This is a genomic window from Enterobacter sp. LU1, assembly GCF_008271405.2.
GTDB lineage: Bacteria > Pseudomonadota > Gammaproteobacteria > Enterobacterales > Enterobacteriaceae > Enterobacter > Enterobacter hormaechei_C.
Genome location: NZ_CP043438.2, coordinates 2,531,625 through 2,552,410 on the forward strand (window position 1 = coordinate 2,531,625; position 20,786 = coordinate 2,552,410).

Sequence of the window (20,786 nt, forward strand, 5' to 3'; positions counted from 1 at the left end):
AGCGGTAGCCGTTAATATTTTTTAACTTTATGATTTATATAGATATATTTTATTTATCGTACAATAAGCGAGGCAAAATTTAACATCTTAGGTATTAAGGGGTAGAAACACCTGTAAAGCGATGGCGATCACAGCGTTACCTGCGTACGACCACAGGAAAAGCTATTAGTATGTTGTAACTATTTAGCGATTAAAAAAAGCGCGGCACTCAGGCCGCGCAAACGGATAATCAAGCTTACTTGTTTTTCTTGGTATTACGGCCATATACCAGCCAGGTGATGACCACGCAGGCGATATAGAAGACGAGGAATACTTTCATCGCACCCGCCGGAGAGCCGGTCAGATCCAGTGAGATACCGAATGCTTTTGGAATAAAGAAGCCGCCAATCGCGCCAATCGCAGAGATAAACCCAAGCGCCGCAGCGGTATCGGTGGCGGCTTCACGCATTGCCTGCTCGTCGCTCCCACCCTGCGCTTTCACGCGGTCCATGGTCAGCTTGCGGAAGATGACAGAGATCATCTGGAAAGTAGACGCACTGCCCAGCCCGGCGGTCAGGAACAGCACCATGAATACGCCAAAGAAGGCAAAGAAGTTACCCCCCTCACCACCCGCAGGCAGCGTCAGGAACAGCAGCGCACAGAAGATGGCCATCACAACAAAGTTCACCAGCGTAACGCGCGTTCCCCCCAGACGGTCGGAGATCATCCCGCCCAGCGAACGTGCCAGCGCACCGATAAACGGACCGAAGAAGGCAAACTGAAGGATCTGCACGTCCGGGAACTGGGTTTTAGACAGCATGGCAAAGCCTGCGGAGAAACCGATGAACGAGCCGAAGGTCGCCAGATACAGCAGCGCCATCACCCACAGGTGGCCACGCTTCAGCACCGGCAGCTGCTCGCTCAGTGACGCTTTGGACGCGGACAGATCGTTCATGAAGAATCACGCCGCCAGGGTAAAGACCACCAGGAACGGTACCCAAATCCAGGAGGCGTTTTGCAGGAACAGCACGGAACCGTCGGGCTGCGTCACACCGCCGCCGCCAAAGGCCGCAAAGATGGAGACAGAGATCGCCAGCGGGGCAATCAGCTGCATCACGCTCACGCCCATATTACCGAGGCCGCCGTTAATGCCCAGCGCACCACCCTGCTTCGCTTTCGGGAAGAAGAAGCTGATGTTTGCCATACTGGACGCAAAGTTCGCCCCCGCAAAACCGCACAGCAGAGAGATAATCACGAATACGCTAAACGGTGTGGAGGTATCCTGCACCGCAAAACCGAGCCACACGCACGGTACGATCATGATCCCGGTACTGAAAGCCGTCCAGCGACGACCACCAAAGACCGGCACCATAAACGCGTAAGGAACGCGCAGCAGTGCGCCTGAAAGCGACGGCAACGCGGTCAACATAAACAGCTGATCGGTGGTAAAGGTAAAGCCCACTTTTGGCAGGTTAACCGCAACCGCACTGAACAACATCCAGACGCAAAACGCCAGTAACAGACATGGAACGGAAATCCACAGATTACGACTTGCTACACGATGGCCGCGCTGTTGCCAGAACGCCGGATCCTCTGGACGCCAGTCTGTAATAACGGCACCAGTTTCCCTTTCGGGAGCGGAAGAGTGACTCATAGACACCTCTGATTCTCGAATGATGCTGCAAACATTAGGGCTTTAGAGCGGCGGTAAGTTGATATAAATCAAAGGAAAAGTGGGAGGTTTTGCGGCGAAAAAAAAGCCATCACTCTTAATGAGTAGATGCAAAACGTAAAAAAGGTGTGGTTTTTCACGGTGCTGACGCATCCCTGCTTCATCCACCCACTAACCGCTACCCCTCTGGCAATTTAGAGGTAATCCTTTATTGGTATGGGTATACTCCAGGGTATGCACCAGAATAGCGCCATTCCTGCAATCAGGTCACGTCAGGAGCCCGGCAACTCTATGTTAAAAAGATGTTTATCTCCGCTGACGCTGGTTAACCAGCTGGCGCTTATTGTTCTGCTGTCCACCGCTATCGGCGTGACCGGCATGGCTATTTCTGGCTGGCTGGTACAGGGTGTACAGGGTAACGCGCATGCCATCAACGAGGCAGGCTCGCTACGTATGCAGAGTTACCGGCTGCTGGCGTCGGTGCCGCTGACGCAGGCTGACCAACCGCTTATCGACGAAATGGAGCGTACCGCATTCAGCCCTGAACTGGAAAGAGCCGCCATCCGTGACGGTCAGCAATCTCAGCTTAAGGCGCTTCAGGGCTACTGGCATACCCAGCTGGAGCCTGGGTTAAAGCGGGCGGAAGACCGGGAAACGGTCGCCCGGGACGTCGCCGGGTTTGTGTCACGCATCGATCATCTTGTCTCCTCATTCGATCGCACCACAGAGTTACGCATTGACCGTGTGGTGATGGTTCACCGCGCAATGGCGCTGTTTATGGGTTTGCTGCTGATTTTCACGGTTATCTGGCTACGCGCGCGGTTGCTTAATCCCTGGAAACAGCTCCTGGCGATGGCCCGCGCCGTCACACAGCGCGATTTTACCCAGCGCACGCACATCAGCGGGCGCAACGAAATGGCGATGCTAGGCGAGGCGCTCAACACCATGTCGGCAGAGCTATCAGAAAGCTACGCGGTACTGGAACAACGCGTCCAGGAGAAAACCGCCGGGCTTGAGCAGAAAAACGAGATCCTCTCTTTCCTCTGGCAGGCGAACCGTCGCCTGCATATGCAGGTCCCGCTTTGCGAACGTCTCTCGCCGGTACTGAACGGCCTGCAAAATCTGACTCTGCTCCGCGATCTTGAGCTTCGGGTTTACGACGTTGAAGATGAGGAAAACCATCAGGAATTTACCTGTCAGTCGGATATCTCCTGCGACGATAAAGGGTGTCATCTGTGCCCGCGCGGCTTGCCGCCGCTTACCACCAGCGGCACGACCCTCAAGTGGCGGCTGATGGACAGCCATACCCAGTACGGTATTTTGCTGGCCACCCTGCCCGCCGGACGTCACCTGAGCCACGACCAGCAGCAACTGGTCGATACGCTTGTTGAGCAGCTCACGGCCACGCTGGCGCTCGACCGCCACCAGGAGAAACAGCAGCAGCTGATCGTGATGGAGGAGCGTGCCACCATCGCCCGCGAGCTGCACGACTCCATCGCCCAGTCCCTCTCCTGCATGAAGATGCAGGTGAGCTGCCTGCAAATGCAGGATGAAGGCATGCCCGAGAGCAGCAAACAGCTGCTCAGCCAGATCCGCAACGAGCTTAACACCTCGTGGATTCAGCTTCGCGAGCTGCTGACCACCTTCCGTTTGCAGCTCACCGAGCCGGGGCTGCGCCCTGCGCTGGAATCCAGCTGTCAGGAGTTTAGCGCCCGGCTGGGCTTCCCGGTGAAGCTGGATTACCAGCTGCCACCGCGTTTTGTCCCCTCTCACCAGGCGATCCACTTGCTGCAAATTGCCCGCGAAGCCCTGAGCAACGTGCTCAAGCATGCCGAGGCGACGGCCGTCACGGTCACCGTCAGCTGCCAGGATAATCAGGTGAAGCTCAGGGTTCAGGATAACGGCCGCGGCGTGCCGGAAAATGCCGAACGAACGAACCACTATGGTTTAATTATTATGCGAGACCGCGCGCAAAGCCTGCGCGGTGATTGCCAGGTTCGCCGGGGAGAGTCAGGTGGCACCGAAGTTGTGGTCACCTTTATACCCGAAAAGCCCCTCATAACTGCTCAAGGAGAAAACCATGACTAATCAGGAACCGGCATCTATCCTGTTGATTGACGATCATCCGATGCTGCGCACTGGCGTTAAACAGCTTGTCAGCATGGCGCCAGATATCACCGTCGTCGGGGAAGCCAGTAACGGCGAACAGGGTATTGAACTTGCCGAATCGCTCGATCCTGATTTGATCTTGCTCGATCTCAACATGCCGGGCATGAATGGCCTGGAAACCCTCGACAAGCTGCGGGAGAAATCCCTCTCTGGCCGGGTGGTGGTCTTCAGCGTCTCAAACCATGAAGAAGACGTGGTCACCGCCCTCAAGCGAGGGGCAGACGGCTATCTGCTGAAAGATATGGAGCCGGAAGATCTGCTCAAGGCGCTGCAACAGGCTGCCGCAGGCGAGATGGTGCTGAGTGAAGCGTTAACGCCGGTACTGGCCGCCAGCCTGCGTGCGAACCGCGCCACGTCTGATCGTGACGTCAGCCAGTTGACCCCGCGCGAGCGTGACATTCTGAAGCTGATTGCCCAGGGGCTGCCGAACAAAATGATCGCCCGCCGTCTGGACATCACCGAGAGCACGGTCAAAGTGCATGTCAAACACATGCTGAAAAAAATGAAGTTAAAATCCCGCGTCGAAGCCGCCGTCTGGGTGCATCAGGAGCGCATTTTTTAACTTACTCATCCGGCAGCAACTTCCACCGTGGATCGTCGGCAGGCATTGCGACGAGCGGTTGCACCACGGAAAGCGTGATCTCATTGGAGGAGACACGCTGCCCATCCTTATCTTCCACCACGGCCGTAAGCCGCCATGTATTTTTCGCCCCTTCCGAATCATCCCATGCAGGCATGATCACACTCCAGCCATCGCTGCTGTTGCCGTTTGCCGGTGAGGTCAGGCTGAGCGCCTGGGTATCACCCAGCCAGTGGATCTGCCGGATACCGTGCGTGCTGCGAATTTGCAGCTTCAGCATCACCGTTTCGCCTGGCTTAAGATCCCACGGCGGCGTGGCCAGATATACCGAGAGGGTTTTGCGCTGACGGAATTCCATCACGGGCAGATTATCGCGATCGGGTGAATCATAGCGGCTCCCCCGCAGCGAGCGCGTCGCCGCCACTTCCCCGGCGGAAAGCTGTTTCGCCAGCGGCACGCCAAAACGATAGTTGAGCTTCAGCCCGAGGTTATTCTGGCTAACGCCGCTCTCCCCCTGCTTATGGGCAGCCGTCAGGGTGACCAGCGGTACGGGGGTATAGTTCAGCCCCAGGTTGACCGCAACCGGGTTGTGATACCCCGTACCGCTGTTAAACAGATCGACGTTATCGCCAAAATACTGTTCAAAGCTGACGCTGGTGTTCAGGTGGTGAAACCAGGGAAGCCAGGCTTTGGCCGTTACGTCGTACCCGCGCGCCATGCGCTGCTCGCGGATGTCGGAACGCGGCTGCCAGCCAGCGAACGGCTGGTAGTAATTGGCCGACAGGCGCAGGTTTTCACCCCACGCCTCTGCGCCCAGCCCGGCACGTTGCAGGTTGTCTTCCAGCAGGTTGTCGTAAAAAGTGTTGTAGCCCAGCAGCCAGTTTCCGGCAACCCAGCGCTGACCTGCCCCGACGTTACTCACCAGCCCGTCTGTCTGCTGCGTCAGCCCAAGCTGGCTCCAGCTCAGATAGCGGGTGTTGTCGTTCCAGGGGATAAACCAGTTTCCGCTGCTGCCGTTAAAGTTGCCGTCGTCATCCACCAGCACATTGACGTTGGCGTTTCCCCAGGGTGAAAGCCAGGATTCAATCTGCTCGTTGACTTCCCCGCTCACGGCATCCCGCACCTTGCCAAACGCGAACTGTCGCGCCTGCTGTCCGGCCGTCAGGCCGTTATCGGTCATACTGGCTTCACCGAAGGCCTTAGCCATTTCAGCCAGATGCTTTTCGCCTTCGCTGGTCGGTTGCGCCATGCCGAGATCTGGCAGACTATCGCCGTTGTTATCAAACGGATTTTGCGCCTGCTGCACGAAGGATTTCGGCGCACCATGAACGGCTCCAGCCGTAAAAAGGGGGAGTAACAGCAAAAAACGGATGCGGGACGATACAGCCTTCAACGTCGTCAATCAGAACCTGTGTTTATGAACAAACACTTATTATGTTAACGCCATAAGCCCTGAAAACCAGTCTTAAGAGAAATTTCAGGAATATCCTGAAAAGATTTGTCGGGTGGCGTCTTCGCCTTACCCGACCTACAAATTCGTACCGGTGCGAAGCCGCCACCCGACGCCCTTACACTATTATCCCAACAGCGCTTTCAGCTCCGGCACGCAGGAACCACAGTTCGTGCCGCAGCGCAGCTTCACGCCCAGCGCTGGGGCAGAATCACAGCCTCCGGCTATTGCCTTACGTATCGTATTTTCACCCACGCTGAAGCAGCTACAGATAATTCGCCCGGGATCGGCATCTTCGTCCGGCCGTTGCCCGTGCAGCAGCGCATGGCGTTCAGCAAGTTGGACGGGCGCAGCAGCAAAGGCTTCTTCAATAAACGCATGCGCCAGCGCCGGCAGCGTATGGCCCTCCCAGTAGCCCAGCATCAGCTCACCGTGATGCCAGGCGAGCACGCTGCTGCGTTCTCCCGTCTGTGCCACTTGTAACTGCCAGCCCCGACCGCTGGCGTACGCCATGATCCACGACAGCAACGGCTGCTCCCCCGCCACCGTCAGACGTGAGGCTTTACGCCACCAGCAGACCGACGGCGGCAGCGCTGGCAGCTCGCGGGCATACAGTTCACCCTGCCAGGCGGGTAGCCAGGGCATGATCCTCACCGCGGTTTGTTTACTCTCCGGCTGGCCGGACCCGGCATCAACCCGCCCTTCCACCAGCGCATTGACCTTACCCTGGCGGGCAAATTGCGCGTTCCAGTGCATCGGCGCAAACAGCTCGCCTGCACGCTGCGCGGTGGAGATACGTACTCTGGCAACCATCACTCCGCGCGGGGAGCTTACCCGCGCCAGCTGGCCGTCAGTCAGCCCGGCGCGCGCCGCATCGGTTGCGTTCATCTCAACAAAAGGCTCATCGATATGCTGCATCAGACGCGGAACATACCCCGTGCGCGTCATGGTGTGCCACTGATCGCGGATCCGCCCGGTATTCAGTATCAAGGGGTACAATTCGTCGACGCCTGCCCCATGCGGGGAGGGGTCAACCGGAACAAGCGTTCTTTGCGGGAAATCACCGGCATGCCACTGATACGGCGCCAGCGCGTCCCACGCCTCTCGCGACAGCGACGCCAGTTCGCGCAGGTTTAGCGCCCGTTCGCCGTTATTTTCAAACGCCGTTAGCGCCGCATGTTCACAAAATATCTCCTGAGGGTGTTCCCAGGCGAAGGCATCGCCATAACCGAGCTGGTCTGCGATCCGGGCGATGATCCACCAGTCCGGTCTGGCCTCGCCCGGCGCAGGCAGAAAGGCGCGCTGGCGGGAGATACGGCGTTCAGAATTGGTCACCGTGCCGTTTTTCTCGCCCCAGCCCAGGGCGGGAAAACGGATATGGGCAAACCGGCTGGTGTCCGTCTCCTGCATCACCTCAGATATCATGACCAGCGGGCAGGCCGCCAGAGCCTGGCACACCGCGTGGCTGTCGGGAAGTGACACGGCAGGGTTGGTACCCATGATCCACACCGCCTTCACCTCGCCGCGGGCAATAGCGTCAAACAGTTCCACCGCCATCAGGCCCGGGGTCTGCGCCAGCCGTTCCGTTCCCCAGAAACGCGCCACGCGCGCGAGATCGTCCGGCTCGAAGTTCATGTGCGCCGCCAGCTGATTCGCCAGTCCCCCCACTTCCCGCCCGCCCATGGCATTTGGCTGTCCGGTCAGCGAAAACGGGCCGCAGCCAGGACGGTTGAACTTCCCGCTGGCAAGATGCACGTTAATGATGGCGTTGCACTTGTCGCTGCCGCTGGAGGACTGGTTGATCCCCATGGTGTAGAGCGTGATCGCGCGTGGCGCGGTGACAAACCAGTCGTAGAAGGTGCCAATCTCGTCTGAAGGCAGATCGCAAAACGCCGCCACGCGAGGGATCGGCCACTCGCCGCGCCCCTGAATCAGATTGAGCAACCCCACAAACAGCCCGGCGTCACTGCCGGGTCTGAGCGCGAGGTGGAGATCGGCGATATCGCAGGTGGCGGTTTTACGCGGATCGATCACGACCACTTTCATCTGCGGATTGTTGTGTTTTGCCTGCACCAGCCGCTGATACAGCACCGGATGCGTCCAGGCCGCGTTCGAGCCAACGAGTACCACCAGATCGCTGTTTTCCACGTCCTCGTAGCTGCACGGCACCACGTCTTCACCGAAGGCGCGTTTGTAGCCCACCACCGCCGATGACATGCACAGCCGCGAGTTGGTATCAATGTTCGCCGCCCCGATAAAGCCTTTCATCAGCTTGTTGGCGGCATAGTAATCCTCGGTCAACAGCTGGCCGGAGGCATAAAACGCCACCGCCTGCGGCCCCCATTCGTTGATAATGTTCCGCAGCCGCTCGCCCGCTTCGCCCAGCGCCTGCGGCCATGTCACCTCCCGGCCATCGACAACCGGGCGCAGCAGGCGTCCCTGTAGCCCCGTGGTTTCCCCAAGGGCAGATCCTTTTACGCACAGACGACCGAAATTCGCCGGATGAGTTTCATCCCCCCGAATGCTCACCTTTTCACCGTCTGCGCTGGCGACCACGCCGCAGCCCACCCCGCAGTAAGGGCACGTTGTCCGGGTTTCCGTCATGAGGCCTCCGCGCGCATCACCAGCTCTTCATTTCCAACCCACACCTTGCCGTTTTCAATTTTTACCGGCCAGGCACGCACCGCAGGCGCCCCGCTCTCAGCCTGACACCCGTCGCGCAGACGAATACGTTGCTTGTAGAGCGGCGAGATCACCACCGGTTCCCCCGCCGCATCGCCGAGGATGCCGCGTGAGAGCACGTTCGCGCGGCTGCCCGGCTCCCGATCGTCGAGGGCATAAACGGTTTTGCCAAAGCGGAACAACGCAATCGGTTTGCGCCCAAGATGCGCGCCAATGCCCGCCTGCTCAGGGATCTCGTCGATATTACAAATTTCCTGCCAGCGCTTGTTCTCCTCCGCGGCAGGGACGTTCACCGCGGTGCGGAACAGCGCCAGGCGGTCAGGATCGTTAAGGGTGGTTTGCCATTCGCACTGGTAGGTCTCCACCACCCGGGCCATCTCCTGCTCCAGCTCGTGGGCGATCCCCAGGCTGTCGTTGAGGATCACCTCGCGCAGATAGTCGAGGCCGCCTTCCAGGTTATCCATCCAGGTACTGGTGCGTTGCAGACGATCTGCCGTGCGAATGTAGAACATCAGGAAACGGTCAACGGTCCGGATCAGCGTTTCGTCGTCCAGATCGCTGGCGAAGAGATCCGCGTGGCGCGGCTTCATCCCGCCGTTGCCGCACAGATAGAGGTTCCAGCCTTTGTCCGTGGCAATCACCCCTACGTCTTTGCTCTGCGCCTCTGCGCATTCACGGGTACAGCCGGAGACCGCCATTTTGATTTTGTGCGGCGCGCGCAGCCCCTTGTAGCGGTGCTCCAGCCTGACCGCGAGGCCGGTGGAATCCTGCACGCCGTAGCGGCACCAGGTCGACCCGACGCAGGATTTCACCGTGCGCAGGGATTTCCCGTAAGCATGTCCAGTCTCAAACCCGGCCTCTACCAGCGCCTGCCAGATTTCCGGCAACTGTTCGAGCGTGGCGCCAAACAGGTCAATACGCTGCCCGCCGGTAATTTTGCTGTAAAGGCTATAGCGTTTCGCGATCTGGCCGATGCCGATCAGCCCATCAGCCGTCACTTCCCCGGCGGGCATGCGCGGGACGATGGAGTAGGTTCCGTCCTTCTGAATATTGGCGAAATAGCGGTCGTTGGTGTCCTGCAACGGCAGATGCGCCGGTTTCAGCAGATACTCGTTCCAGCAGGAAGCCAATACCGATCCCACCAGCGGCTTACAGATCTCGCACCCGTGTCCCTGACCGTAGCGGCTGATAAGCTGGTCGAAGGTGCGGATATGGTTGACGCGCACCAGGTGATAAATCTCCTGACGCGAGTACGGGAAGTGTTCGCAGATATCCTTTTTCACCTCCACGCCCTGCTCTGCAAGCTGAAACTCCATCACCTGCTTCACCAGCGTGCTACAGCCTCCGCAGCCGGTCGCGGCTTTGGTGCACTGCTTAATGGCGCCGATATCCGTCGCACCCGCGCTTACCGCCTGGCAGATATCCCCTTTGCTGACGTTATGACACGAACAGATCTGCGCGCTTTCCGGCAGCGCCGCCACGCCCAGCGCTTTCGGCGCGCTGCCTGACGATACGGGTAAGATCAGCGTTTCCGGCTCTTTTGGCAGGCTGATGCCGTTGAGCATCATCTGCACCAGCGTGGCGTATTCGCTGGCATCGCCCACCAGCACGCCACCCAGCAGGGTTTTGCTGTCGTGGCTGACCACAATCTTTTTGTAGATTTGCTGCGGCCCGTGCGTCCACTGGTAGCTCAGCGCACCCGGCGTGCGCCCGTGAGCATCGCCAAACGACGCCACATCCACGCCCAGCAACTTGAGTTTGGTACTCATATCCGCGCCGGTGAAGCGCTTCTCCTCACCCGCCAGCACAGCGGCGGCCACGCGCGCCATCTGGTAGCCTGGTGCCACCAGGCCAAAGATTTTCCCCTCCCACAGCGCGCATTCGCCGATGGCAAGCACGTCCTGATCGGAGGTCCGGCAGCCGTCGTCAATGCAGATCCCGCCGCGCTCGCCGACAGCCAGCCCGCTGCTGCGCGCCAGCGCGTCCTGCGGCCGAATACCGGCAGAGAAGACCACCATGTCCGTTTCCAGCTGCTCGCCATCGGCAAAGCGCAGCACCAGCCCGTTGTCTGCGGTGGCAATCTCCGTCGTCGATTTACTGGTGTGTACTCCTACGCCCAGCGCCTCAATTTTCTTGCGCAGCATTGCCGCGCCGTCGCTGTCGAGCTGCACCGCCATCAGGTTCGGCGCAAACTCCACCACGTGAGTTTCCAGCCCGAGCTGCTTAAGCGCATTTGCCGCCTCCAGCCCCAGCAGGCCGCCGCCAATCACCACACCGCGGCGAGAGCCTGCCGCATGGGCCGCAATGTTGTCCAGATCGTCGAGGGTGCGGTAGACAAAACACCCCGGCAGATCGTTGCCCGGAACGGGTGGTACGAACGGGTACGAGCCGGTCGCCAGCACCAGTTTGTCCCAGTGGGTCTCATGGCCACTGGCGGTGCGCACTACGTGTGCATCACGATCGATAGCGACGATCTGCTGCGAGAGGCGCAGCTCAATGCCGTTATCGGCAAAGAACGCCCCCGCCACCAGCGAGAGCGAGTCCGCGCTGCGTCCGCCAAAATATTCCGACAGATGCACGCGGTCATAGGCGGCATAGCGCTCTTCGCCAAAAACAATAATCTGATACTGCTGATGCAAATTGCGGTTAACGCAGTCTTCGAGGAAATGATGGCCGACCATACCGTGCCCAACCACCACCAGAGTAGGTTTTGTCATAGCGTTCTGTCCTGCAACCTGCGGTTGCGTTGTGAAACGATCGAACAGCCAGTCCGCGTGGGCGGGCGCAGCCGTTGCCAGTAAATCGGTAAAGGTTGCCGCGCTGCGGCAGTCACCCATCAGCAGCACGCCAGCCAGCGCCCCCTGATGGATCAGTAAACGTCGATAGTGACGGGTGAGCGGATCCCATGAACTCCAGACCACATCGTCCGCCTGCGCCGTCGCGCGTCCGAGGCTGAACAGCGCCACGCCGGTCACCTTAAGGCGCACGCCGTTGTCGGTCAGGGTAAACGGCGCGGTGACCTCCCCGGCCAGCCGCGCGGCAAGAATATCCGCCTGCGCCAGACAAGGGGCGACCAGGCCAAACGTCTGGCCGTCAATTTCGCAGCACTCGCCGATGGCGTAGGTATCCGGCACGGAGGTTTGCATCTGCTGATCCACCACGATGCCGCGCGCGCAGCGAATGCCGCTGGCTTTTGCCAGCGCAACGTTGGGCTGCACGCCCGTGGCCAGCACCACGCGCGTGGCGGCGATGCGGCGTCCGTCGAGCAACGTCACGGCATCGTCAGCGATGGCGGTGATGCCGGAGGCGAGTTCACAGCGTACGCCCCGCACCGCCAGCGCCTCTTCCAGCAGCAGTCCCGCCTGCTGATCCAGCTGCTGTTCCATCAGCCACGGACCGCGATGCACGAGCGTGACGTTGTCACCGTTGCGCGCCAGCGCTGCCGCGGCCTCCACGCCGAGTACGCCGCCGCCCAGCACTACCGCCGGTCCGGAGAGGTTCCGGATGGCGCGGGTCTCTGCCAGGGTGCGAAAGGTGAACACATGCGGCGCATCGCCCCCGGGGATCGGCGGCACGACAGGGGTAGACCCGGTGGCAAACACCAGCGCATCCCAGCCCAGCGTGCGAGCAGAGGTATGCACTTCACGCGCGTTGACGTCTACTGCGAGCGCCTTTTCTCCTCGCAGCACCGTCACGCCTCGTGCCGTGTACCAGTCTTCATCGTGCAGACAGATGTGCTCCGCCTGCTTTTCGCCACCCAGCACCGGCGAAAGCTGGATGCGGTTGTACGCCTGCTCCGGCTCGTCACCGATGACGGTGACAGCGAAACGACCGGGAACACGCCCGGTGAGCGACGCAATCAGCCGGGCTGCCGCCATACCATTACCGATAATGACCAGTCGCATCGTGCCCCCTCATTACGCCGCTTTCGGCTGTTTTTCGTAGAGGAAATGGAGGATCTGCTGGCGCATGTGGTGATAGCGGCTGTCGTCCGCCAGCTGCACCCGGTTGCGCGGGCGCGGCAGATCGACGCGCAGGATCTCACCCACGGTGGCCGCCGGGCCGTTGGTCATCATCAGTACGCGGTCAGAGAGCAGTACCGCCTCGTCCACGTCGTGTGTGATGAGCACGATGGTGGTGTTCAGCGCCTGCTGGATCTGCATCACCGAATCCTGAAGATGGGCACGCGTCAACGCATCGAGCGCGCCAAACGGCTCATCCATCAGCAGCACTTTCGGCTTCATCGCCAGCGCCCGGGCAATCCCGACGCGCTGCTTCATGCCGCCGGAGATCTCCCCTGGGCGCTTATGCAGCGCGTGGCCCATCTGCACCCGGTCGAGGTTGTGTTCAATCCACGCTTTGCGCTCGGCCTTACTCATGGTGTGACGGAAGACCTGATCCACCGCCAGCGCCACGTTGTCGAAGCAGGTTAACCACGGCAGCAGCGAATGGTTCTGGAACACCACCGCGCGCTCTGGCCCCGGCCCGGCGATTTCGCGGTTGTCGCAAATCAGCCCGCCTTCCGTCGGCAGCGTGATCCCGGCGATCAGGTTTAACAGCGTCGACTTGCCGCAGCCGGAGTGACCAATCAGACTGACGGTTTCGCCCTCGTGGATATCAAAAGAGACGTTTTGCAGCGCCAGAAACTCGCCGCTGGCGGTGGAAAAACGCTGGCTCACGGCCTGGACCTGAATTAACGGTTTCATCTTCACTCCTTATTTTTCCTGCCAGCTAAAGCGACGGGCGATCAGCATCAGCCCCTGCTCCAGCAGCAACCCGACCACGCCAATGATGACGATGGCGATGAGAATGTTTTCGACGTTGAGGTTGTTCCACTCATTCCAGATCCAGAATCCAATGCCTAAACCTCCGGTGAGCATCTCGGCGGCGACAATCACCAGCCAGGCAATGCCAATGGAAAGACGTACCCCGGTCAGCACCGCAGGCAGCACGGCGGGGAAAAGAATGCGGCGCATGATGGTCCACTCTGAGAGTTGCAACACCCGGGCCACGTTGAGGTAGTCCTGCGGAATACGGCGTACCCCTTCAGCGGTGTTGATCACCATCGGCCAGATGGAGCAGATAAAAATGGTCCAGCTCGATGCAGGCTCCGCTTTCTGGAACAGCAGCAGGCCGATAGGCAGCCAGGCCAGCGGGCTGACCGGACGCAGGAGCGCGATCAGCGGGTTGAACATGCGCGAGAAAAAGGTGAAGCGGCCAATCAAAAAGCCCAGCGGAATGCCCGCCATCGCCGCCAGACCGAAGCCGATGGCGACGCGCTGCAACGACGCCAGCACGTTCCAGCCAATGCCCATATCGTTTGGCCCGTCGCGATAAAACGGATCGGCAAACAGGGTCATGGCCGAATCGAGCGTGCTGAGCGGCGTCGGAAAGCCTTTACTGTTTATCGCTGCCAGCTGCCAGAGCACCACCAGCAGGCCGAGACCGAGCAGCGCCGGGATGACGCGCTGTAAAAAATCATTCATCCGACGCGTAAACGCTGGCGCACGACGGCGAACCTGTAGCGGAGGCAGGACAATCACTTCCCCGCTCTCTGACGTCTCTTGTGGTTTTGTATTTTGCAGATGCTGCATACTCAGGCCCCTTTACGGTGAATGGCGAAGCGGTTGGCGTACCCTTCCGGATCGGTGCCGTTCCAGACGGTGCCGTCCATCAGGGTGCTGCTGCGATATGGTGATGACGGTGTGGACATGCCGCCCACGGCGGTCGCGGCATCCTGCCAGACCGCGGTCTGGTTAATGCGCTGTGCAATGCCCGCGTAATCCGGCGCGGCGTTGAGCAAGCCCCAGCGGCGGAACTGGGTTAAGAACCACATCCCGTCTGAGAGATACGGGTAGCTCACGGCACCCTCGTTGAAGAAACGGATCGGGTGTGCATCCTGCCAGCGCTGACCGACCCCGTTGTCGTACTCGCCAAGCATACGTCCGGTGAGATACTGTTCCTTGCAGTTGAGCCAGGCGCGGCGCGAGAGGATCTGCGCGGTTTCGCGTTTGTTTTCCGCTGACGCCTCGATCCAGCGCGCGGCTTCCATCACGGCGCTCACCAGCGCCCGTGCGGTGTGCGGATTTTTCGCCACCCAGTCGCGTCGGGTGCCGAGGATCTTTTCCGGGTGATCGGCCCAGATGGACTGCGACGTGGCGGCGGTAAACCCGATGCGGTCGTTAATCGCCCGCGCGTTCCACGGCTCGCCAACGCAAAACCCGACCATGTTGCCAATGCGCATGTTCATCACCATCTGCGGCGGCGGCACCACCACGGTGCGCACGTCGTCAAACGGGTTAATCCCCGCGCTGGCCAGCCAGTAGTAGAGCCACATGGCGTGCGTTCCCGTCGGGAAGGTATGCGCGAAGGTGTAGGTTCCCGGCGCCTGCTGCGCAATCAGCTTTTTCAGCCCGTCGAGGTCACGAACGCCCTTCTCCGCCAGATCGCTGGAGAGCGTAATGGCCTGACCGTTCTGGTTGAGGGTCATCAGGTTCGCCATCTGCTGCGGCTTGCCCGCGATACCCAGCTCCAGACCGTACAGCAGGCCGTAAAGAATGTGCGCAGCGTCCAGCTCGCCCGCCACCAGCTTGTCGCGCACCGCCGCCCAGCTCGCCTCTTTGGTCGGTACAATGGTAATGCCGTGTTTTTTATCGAACCCCTTCAGGGCCGCGATAACCACGGGCGCGCAGTCGGTCAGGGGGATAAACCCGATACGCACGGTATCCTGCTCCGGCTTATCTGACCCCGCCGCCCATGCGGCCTGCATGACACCCGGCAACAGCATCGCACCACTCGCCAGCATGCTGGCCTGCAATAACCGCCGTCTCGACAAATCCGCCATAATTGCTCCTGAAAAAAGGCAAAAAAAAGCGCCCGACGGTGCTGAAGCACCGCTGGACGCCTTTATCCCGAAGACGCATGCACCGCCGTTGGCGCATCGTCGAAAATGGTTAATCTGTTAATGCAAAGGTAATGCCAGCTTTTCATCCCTGGCGTTACGGGGTTTCTGCAAGAAGAGCGCTGTATTACGCACCTCAATCAGGCATAAATTGCCCACTGACTGTGCAACTACTCCCCAGGGGGTATCTTCCACAGATTTTTCACCGTAAGCAGCGCACGGGCGATATCTACCATGCGTTGGTTTTTATCCATCGCCATTTTGCGCAGGGCGGTCCACGCCTGCTCCTCGCTCATGTTCTGGTGCGTCATCAGCACGCTTTTGGCTTTGTCGATGGTCTTACGCTCCTCCAGCGTGTCGCGCAGGGAAGCAAGCTGACGGGAGAGTTGCTCAATTTCACGCGCCTGCTGGCGCACCAGCGGCAGCAGCGGTTTATCCGGAAATCGCGCCAGGATATCGTCGTGTTCATCGTCTGCGTGCAGGTTTTCGCTATAGCGGCGCTCCTCAACTGCCGTCATCAGTTCGGCAATTGCCACCTCCTCCAGCGTGCGCAGGTGCTCAAGGCGCGCGGTTTGCAGGGCGAACCATTTGAGGGCGGTATCGCCGTTATCTGCCGGAGGCTGGCGGGTGCACGCTTCACGCCTGAGTTTTTCAGTCTCCAGACCCGGCTGGCAGTTGAGGATAAACGTCTCCTGCACGTCTGGAGTGCAATGGGAGATAAAAACCTCAAAGCAGGCCTGCTGGCCATCAATGCGATCCACCAGCCGCTGGCGGGTTTCATCGTCAAAGAATCCCTGGGTGAAACCAATAGCCCCCAGCGCCCGCTCTTGTCCCACAAGTTCTTTGCCCTGCATCAGGCTGTAAAGGGCCACAAATCGGCCCGCGATGTGCGGATCGTCAATGCTGTCGCTGAGTTGGGGTACGATACTGAGCAAATGTCGCAGTATGCGGCTGTAATGTTCCATCGCCTGCGGCGCGGTGACGCATTGACCTGTAACGCCATCACGCAGCGCCGTTAGCGTCTCAAGGCCGTGCAGTGCGCTGGCAATACGTTCGCACAGGGCGCTGCCCGGCAGCGGTTCGTTAAACTGAAGGTGCAATGCGGCGAGGTTTTCATCCACCAGGGCCCTGCTGGCCTTGCATTCAGGCGCGTACAATTTGCCCTGCGAGCAGAGCCAGACATTTGACGCACCGCGCTCGCACTGTAGCATATGCACCAGTCGACTGATGCCGTTCACCAGTGCGCCCAGCTGCGCCAGTCTGCCGAGCTGTTCCTCGCGCAACATTCTCGCACGCTGGAACCATTCGGTTGCGCCAGGGGAACTGCCAGCCACTATCGTCATCGTTTCTCTCCCCGATACGTATTCTTCGGTACGAGAAGCAATATTCGTGCCTTTTCAAAGAACAGGAGTCAACATGCAGAAGATTGTGATCGTCGCCAACGGTGCGGCCTACGGCAGTGAATCCCTTTTTAACAGCCTGCGCCTGGCAATCGCGCTGCGCGATAAGGAGAGTGAGCTGGAGCTGCGCCTCTTTTTGATGTCCGATGCCGTCACGGCCGGGCTGAAGGGGCAGAAACCCGCAGAGGGCTACAACATTCAACAAATGCTGGAGATCCTGACCGCGCAAAACGTTCCGGTCAAACTGTGCAAAACCTGTACCGACGGGCGCGGCATTACGGGGCTGCCGCTGATTGATGGCGTGGAAATTGGTACGCTGGTGGAGCTGGCTGAATGGACGCTTTCCGCCGATAAAGTATTAACTTTTTAATAATAACCCGCTAAAAATATTATTTTCTTATGGACGCGGTTTCAGCATCAAGTTTACCTGCACCGTTGCCGATAGGCATGGAAACAACACAGCAGGTATTACACTTATGTTCAGATCCATTCGCGCCCGCATCATTGCCGCGACGACAGGCTGTCTGGTCGTCGCCCTTCTTCTTAATACCATTATTAACTTTCAGGTCACGCGCCAGGATAATCAGCAGTCGCAGCGCGATATTCTGACCAGCACCAGCGCCAGCCACAACATGGCGATTGCCGACTGGGTGAACAGCAAAATGACCGTCATCACCTCGGCGCAGCCGGTCGCGCTCAGCGACGATCCGGTTCCGGTGTTTAAACAGCTTGCGCTGGCGGGTGGATTCACCAACGTCTACGTGGGTTATGCCAGCAAAACGGCTAAATTTTCTGACCCAACCGGGGTACCCGCTGATTACGATCCCACCCTTCGCCCGTGGTATCAGCAGGCCGTTAGCGCTGATGGCCCGGTAGTGACTGCACCCTATGTGGACGCGGGCACCGGGAAACTGGTGGTGACGTTCGCGGTACCGGTTAAAGAGCAAGGCGCCCTGAAAGCGGTGGTGGCGGGCGATGTGGCGATGGACAGCGTGGTGGCTAACGTGCGCGGCATTCACCCGACCCCGGCCAGCAGCGGACTGCTTCTGGACAGCAACGGCACCGTTATTGCCGGCAGCGATCCTGCGCTGACGCTTAAGCCTTTTACGGAGACGATCAAAGGGACCGATTTTGCCACCCTGAAAAGCGGCAACCTGGTTGACGGAACGTTTAACGGACGCGAAAAAACGTTCCTGGCCACCGCCGTACCGGGGACGCACTGGCTGCTGGTTGTGGCGCTCGATAACGGCGATGCCACCGCCGGGATGCGGTCATTGCTAAAAGCATCTGCACTGTCTCTGGCGATCCTCGCCCTGCTGAGCGGAGCCCTCATGCACCTCCTGATTGCCCGCCTGCTTAAGCGGCTGTCCGGTATCCGTGACGCGATGAACAGCATTGCCAACGGTACTAACGATCTGTCGCAGCGTCTGCCGGATAAGGGGGGCGATGAAGTGGCGCAAATTGCGCAGGCGTTTAACGCCTTCAGCGATAAGCTTTCTGTGGTGATGGTCCAGCTGCGTGATGCCAGCGCCTCAGTGAAAAACGCCGCGCATGAGATTGCGGCAGGTAATCAGGATCTTTCCGGGCGTACCGAGCAGGCGGCATCAAGCCTTCGCGAAACCGCCAGCGCCGTGGAAGAGATCACGTCCTCCGTTACGCAGTCAAACGAGTCGGCAGCAGAAGCGAATGAACAGGCGAGCAAGGCCTCTGCCGCCGCATCCCGCGGAGGTGACGTCGTCGCTCAGGCCATCAGCACCATGCAGTCCATCGAACTGGCTTCCGCGAAAATCGGCGATATCACCAGCGTCATTGACGGCATCGCCTTCCAGACCAATATTCTGGCGCTTAACGCCTCGGTGGAAGCGGCGCGTGCCGGGGAGCAAGGCCGTGGGTTCGCGGTCGTTGCGGGGGAAGTACGTAACCTGGCCAGCCGCAGTGCTCAGGCGGCGAAGGAGATCAAATCCCTTATTGATTCCACCACCGAAAGCGTTGCAACCGGCTCCCGGTTTGTGCACCTTGCGGGCGACAGCATGGATGAGATCCGCGCCAGCGTCGGGAGCGTGTCAGGCATTATGCGTGAAATATCCATTGCCACCCGCGAGCAGATGAAAGGGATCCATGAGATTAACCACGCGGTGACTCACCTGGATCGCATGGTGCAGCAGAACGCCGAACTTGTTGTACAGTCTGCTGCGGCGGCCAGCGCGCTGCAAAGCCAGGCGGGCGACCTTGCTGAGACCGCTGGCCATTTCCGCATATAATTTTTCCCGGGCGCGCGTTAAGCAGGGTAAACGCGCGTCCGCTGAAAGGTTTCAGGGATTTTGTCATTTTTGTTTAATCGTTGCGCCATTTTTTGATCGAAATCAGCATCCCACCCCTGCCCCTTTGGTGTTATGCAATGAGTAAATTGTGAACAACATCACGCTCGGGATGGGCAAAAACGACGGGGTATAAAATGGCACGAGTTAAAACGAGTCTGAAACTGTTTGGCGGGGATACGGTAGTGGTGCGTTGCTCAGAGCGTTGCCGCATCCATCTGATGAGTACAAAAGGACAGAAGCAATCGCAGGCAGATATCCTTACCGTCCAGGACGATAAGGCCTGGCTGACGGTGCCTTACACCGGCACCTGGGATGTGCTGATCGACAGCCACAGCCAGTCGCTCGAACATTCCGTAAGTTACGTGGCGGCATAACCGTAAACGCCCGGTCAGCCGGGCGTATTATCAGGCAAAACCCGGCCGCAGCGTATTGCTGAGCGGGTTCCCTTCCAGCAGCGCTTTCACCTTCACCACCAGCTCACTCAGACAGTCGTCCTGCATGCCGAGACGCGTCAGCTCCTGATCTAGCGAGAAAAGGTACTGGGCGTTAGTGCCCAGCGGTCCGCTGGCGGCGGCAATCAGCGGGGCAATCACCTGGGTTCGGGTATCGGCTTCATACAGCGGGTGGCGCGGATCCATAATGAACACCAGCGCGTTGACGGTGCGCCCGTCATCCAGTTCCAGCTTGCACCAGCTGGGCATATAGCAGCCCGTGATCATCTCGCGCTTCCACAGCAGCGTCAGCTCATCTTCCAGCGTGGTATCCGGCAGCCGGTATGCCACGCCCGTGGTGCGCCCGCCCTCTTTTAGTGCAAGCATGCGGCCAGGCTGACAGGCGCTGCCACGTCCGGCGGTCAGGCGCAAACAAAAGGCGCGGTGCCACCCAGGCAGCGTTCCGGTTGCTGATTCAACAAATTCGAGCGCCGGGTTCCACATCAGCGAGCCGTAACCAAAGATCCAGACCGGGCCATCATCCGGGCGGCAGGCCAGCGTTGCCGCAAGCGACGCCGCACGTTGTTCAGCCGACCACAGAAGCGATTCCTCAATAGCACCAAATGCCGTCTTACAATCTGCCTTCATCAAGAAATCACGCGTTAACACATTCCACCTCCGCCACTGCATGCTTCCTTGCGACATCTGTAATTCGCCTTCCCGGCATTCTGTGCTGTTCATTTTAACAGCAGTTGAGCAACGATAAGCAATTCGCGGGCCAGATGCAATACAGCGGCAGGTCAACCGCCTGAAATGTCAAAATGGAGGCAGCGTGTTATTTGGCGGCTATTTCTTTTTGTGCCATTTATCATCGTCCCCTTTCTCATAGTCATTTTTCACGGCGGCCCAGGCCACCTTATGCGCCGTCTCTTCACGGCTGGCATCGTCCCGGCGATCTTCTTTATCTTTGTACTGATCCCAGGCGCTGTTAAAGGCTTCTTTGTAGATATCCTGGGCGTGGGCAGGCAATACGTTTTGCACGTTATCCGGTAATTCGCTTTTCGATTTGTATGGCATCGTTAACCTCTCTTTTGGCTAAAAGATAAGTGTGGTCGACGATACGCGAGGGTGCCACCCGACAGAGAGAAATGAACAATATAAAAATGCAATTCATTGTTATTAAACTAATATTTAACAGAGA

The 20,786-nt window shown here is 59.1% G+C and carries 14 protein-coding genes and 1 pseudogene; 5 read left to right on the forward strand and 10 right to left on the reverse strand.

Annotated elements, in window-relative coordinates; translation table 11 throughout:
* Positions 1–235: 235 nt before the first annotated feature.
* Positions 236–1,633 (reverse strand): annotated as a pseudogene (locus tag FZF21_RS12210) (NarK family nitrate/nitrite MFS transporter).
* A 309-nt stretch (positions 1,634–1,942) separates the two neighbouring features.
* On the opposite strand from FZF21_RS12210, the gene narX reads away from it, so the two are divergent.
* Both narX and narL read left to right on the forward strand, forming a co-directional pair.
* On the forward strand, positions 1,943–3,739 hold the full coding sequence (gene narX, locus FZF21_RS12215; protein WP_032669674.1) for a nitrate/nitrite two-component system sensor histidine kinase NarX: 1,797 nt from the start codon (positions 1,943–1,945) through the stop codon (positions 3,737–3,739).
* Positions 3,732–4,382, forward strand: coding sequence for a two-component system response regulator NarL (narL, locus tag FZF21_RS12220; RefSeq protein WP_003856701.1), 651 nt, complete (start codon positions 3,732–3,734; stop codon positions 4,380–4,382). The genes narX and narL overlap by 8 nt, the downstream gene beginning before the upstream one ends.
* 1 nt (position 4,383) lies before the next feature.
* Here the strand turns inward: narL and FZF21_RS12225 are convergent, their stop codons facing one another.
* The 7 genes from FZF21_RS12225 to nasR form a co-directional block, all read right to left on the reverse strand.
* Positions 4,384–5,802, reverse strand: coding sequence for a YchO/YchP family invasin (locus FZF21_RS12225; RefSeq protein WP_032669673.1), 1,419 nt, complete (start codon positions 5,800–5,802; stop codon positions 4,384–4,386).
* Positions 5,803–5,976: 174 nt separating this feature from the next.
* On the reverse strand, positions 5,977–8,454 hold the full coding sequence (locus FZF21_RS12230; protein ID WP_063945910.1) for a nitrate reductase: 2,478 nt from the start codon (positions 8,452–8,454) through the stop codon (positions 5,977–5,979).
* A complete protein-coding gene (gene nirB, locus FZF21_RS12235; protein WP_074173096.1) occupies positions 8,451–12,437 on the reverse strand; it encodes a nitrite reductase large subunit NirB in 3,987 nt (1,328 codons plus the stop codon). Before nirB ends, FZF21_RS12230 begins: the two co-directional genes overlap by 4 nt.
* A 12-nt stretch (positions 12,438–12,449) precedes the next feature.
* Entirely contained in the window at positions 12,450–13,238 is a 789-nt protein-coding gene (locus tag FZF21_RS12240; RefSeq protein ID WP_015570359.1) for an ABC transporter ATP-binding protein, read from the reverse strand.
* Positions 13,239–13,247: 9 nt separating this feature from the next.
* The gene (gene ntrB, locus FZF21_RS12245; protein ID WP_017384249.1) at positions 13,248–14,126 is read right to left on the reverse strand and encodes a nitrate ABC transporter permease; all 879 of its coding nucleotides are present in this window, start codon (positions 14,124–14,126) and stop codon (positions 13,248–13,250) included.
* A gap of 2 nt (positions 14,127–14,128) precedes the next feature.
* Positions 14,129–15,376 (reverse strand): CmpA/NrtA family ABC transporter substrate-binding protein, encoded by a 1,248-nt coding sequence (locus tag FZF21_RS12250; protein ID WP_023296759.1) that lies wholly within the window; start codon positions 15,374–15,376, stop codon positions 14,129–14,131.
* A gap of 227 nt (positions 15,377–15,603) precedes the next feature.
* Positions 15,604–16,776, reverse strand: coding sequence for a nitrate regulatory protein NasR (nasR, locus tag FZF21_RS12255; protein ID WP_047365555.1), 1,173 nt, complete (start codon positions 16,774–16,776; stop codon positions 15,604–15,606).
* A 73-nt stretch (positions 16,777–16,849) separates the two neighbouring features.
* Between nasR and FZF21_RS12260 the strand changes: the two genes are divergently transcribed.
* From FZF21_RS12260 to FZF21_RS12270, 3 genes are all read left to right on the forward strand, one after another.
* The gene (locus tag FZF21_RS12260) at positions 16,850–17,203 is read left to right on the forward strand and encodes a DsrE/DsrF/TusD sulfur relay family protein (protein WP_015570354.1); all 354 of its coding nucleotides are present in this window, start codon (positions 16,850–16,852) and stop codon (positions 17,201–17,203) included.
* A gap of 106 nt (positions 17,204–17,309) precedes the next feature.
* Positions 17,310–19,094: a methyl-accepting chemotaxis protein gene (locus FZF21_RS12265; RefSeq protein WP_149121306.1), complete on the forward strand. Its 1,785-nt coding sequence runs from the start codon at positions 17,310–17,312 to the stop codon at positions 19,092–19,094.
* A 194-nt stretch (positions 19,095–19,288) separates the two neighbouring features.
* Positions 19,289–19,528, forward strand: a complete 240-nt coding sequence (locus FZF21_RS12270; protein ID WP_015570352.1) for a hypothetical protein — start codon at positions 19,289–19,291, stop codon at positions 19,526–19,528.
* Between the two features lie 30 nt (positions 19,529–19,558).
* Here the strand turns inward: FZF21_RS12270 and FZF21_RS12275 are convergent, their stop codons facing one another.
* The gene (locus tag FZF21_RS12275) at positions 19,559–20,254 is read right to left on the reverse strand and encodes a gamma-glutamylcyclotransferase (protein WP_017384255.1); all 696 of its coding nucleotides are present in this window, start codon (positions 20,252–20,254) and stop codon (positions 19,559–19,561) included.
* Between the two features lie 177 nt (positions 20,255–20,431).
* Positions 20,432–20,662: a putative cation transport regulator ChaB gene (gene chaB, locus FZF21_RS12280; protein WP_003856674.1), complete on the reverse strand. Its 231-nt coding sequence runs from the start codon at positions 20,660–20,662 to the stop codon at positions 20,432–20,434.
* Positions 20,663–20,786 lie beyond the last annotated feature (124 nt).

Excerpts from the sequence above, each read along its gene's own strand:
- FZF21_RS12265 (WP_149121306.1), top strand. The coding sequence starts at position 17,310 with ATGTTCAGATCCATTCGCGCCCGCATCATTGCCGCGACGACAGGCTGT.
- narL (WP_003856701.1), top strand. The coding sequence starts at position 3,732 with ATGACTAATCAGGAACCGGCATCTATCCTGTTGATTGACGATCATCCG.
- chaB (WP_003856674.1), bottom strand. The coding sequence starts at position 20,662 with ATGCCATACAAATCGAAAAGCGAATTACCGGATAACGTGCAAAACGTA.
- FZF21_RS12260 (WP_015570354.1), top strand. The coding sequence starts at position 16,850 with ATGCAGAAGATTGTGATCGTCGCCAACGGTGCGGCCTACGGCAGTGAA.
- nirB (WP_074173096.1), bottom strand. The coding sequence starts at position 12,437 with ATGCGACTGGTCATTATCGGTAATGGTATGGCGGCAGCCCGGCTGATT.
- FZF21_RS12240 (WP_015570359.1), bottom strand. The coding sequence starts at position 13,238 with ATGAAACCGTTAATTCAGGTCCAGGCCGTGAGCCAGCGTTTTTCCACC.
- nasR (WP_047365555.1), bottom strand. The coding sequence starts at position 16,776 with ATGACGATAGTGGCTGGCAGTTCCCCTGGCGCAACCGAATGGTTCCAG.
- ntrB (WP_017384249.1), bottom strand. The coding sequence starts at position 14,126 with ATGCAGCATCTGCAAAATACAAAACCACAAGAGACGTCAGAGAGCGGG.
- narX (WP_032669674.1), top strand. The coding sequence starts at position 1,943 with ATGTTAAAAAGATGTTTATCTCCGCTGACGCTGGTTAACCAGCTGGCG.
- FZF21_RS12270 (WP_015570352.1), top strand. The coding sequence starts at position 19,289 with ATGGCACGAGTTAAAACGAGTCTGAAACTGTTTGGCGGGGATACGGTA.
- FZF21_RS12230 (WP_063945910.1), bottom strand. The coding sequence starts at position 8,454 with ATGACGGAAACCCGGACAACGTGCCCTTACTGCGGGGTGGGCTGCGGC.
- FZF21_RS12250 (WP_023296759.1), bottom strand. The coding sequence starts at position 15,376 with ATGGCGGATTTGTCGAGACGGCGGTTATTGCAGGCCAGCATGCTGGCG.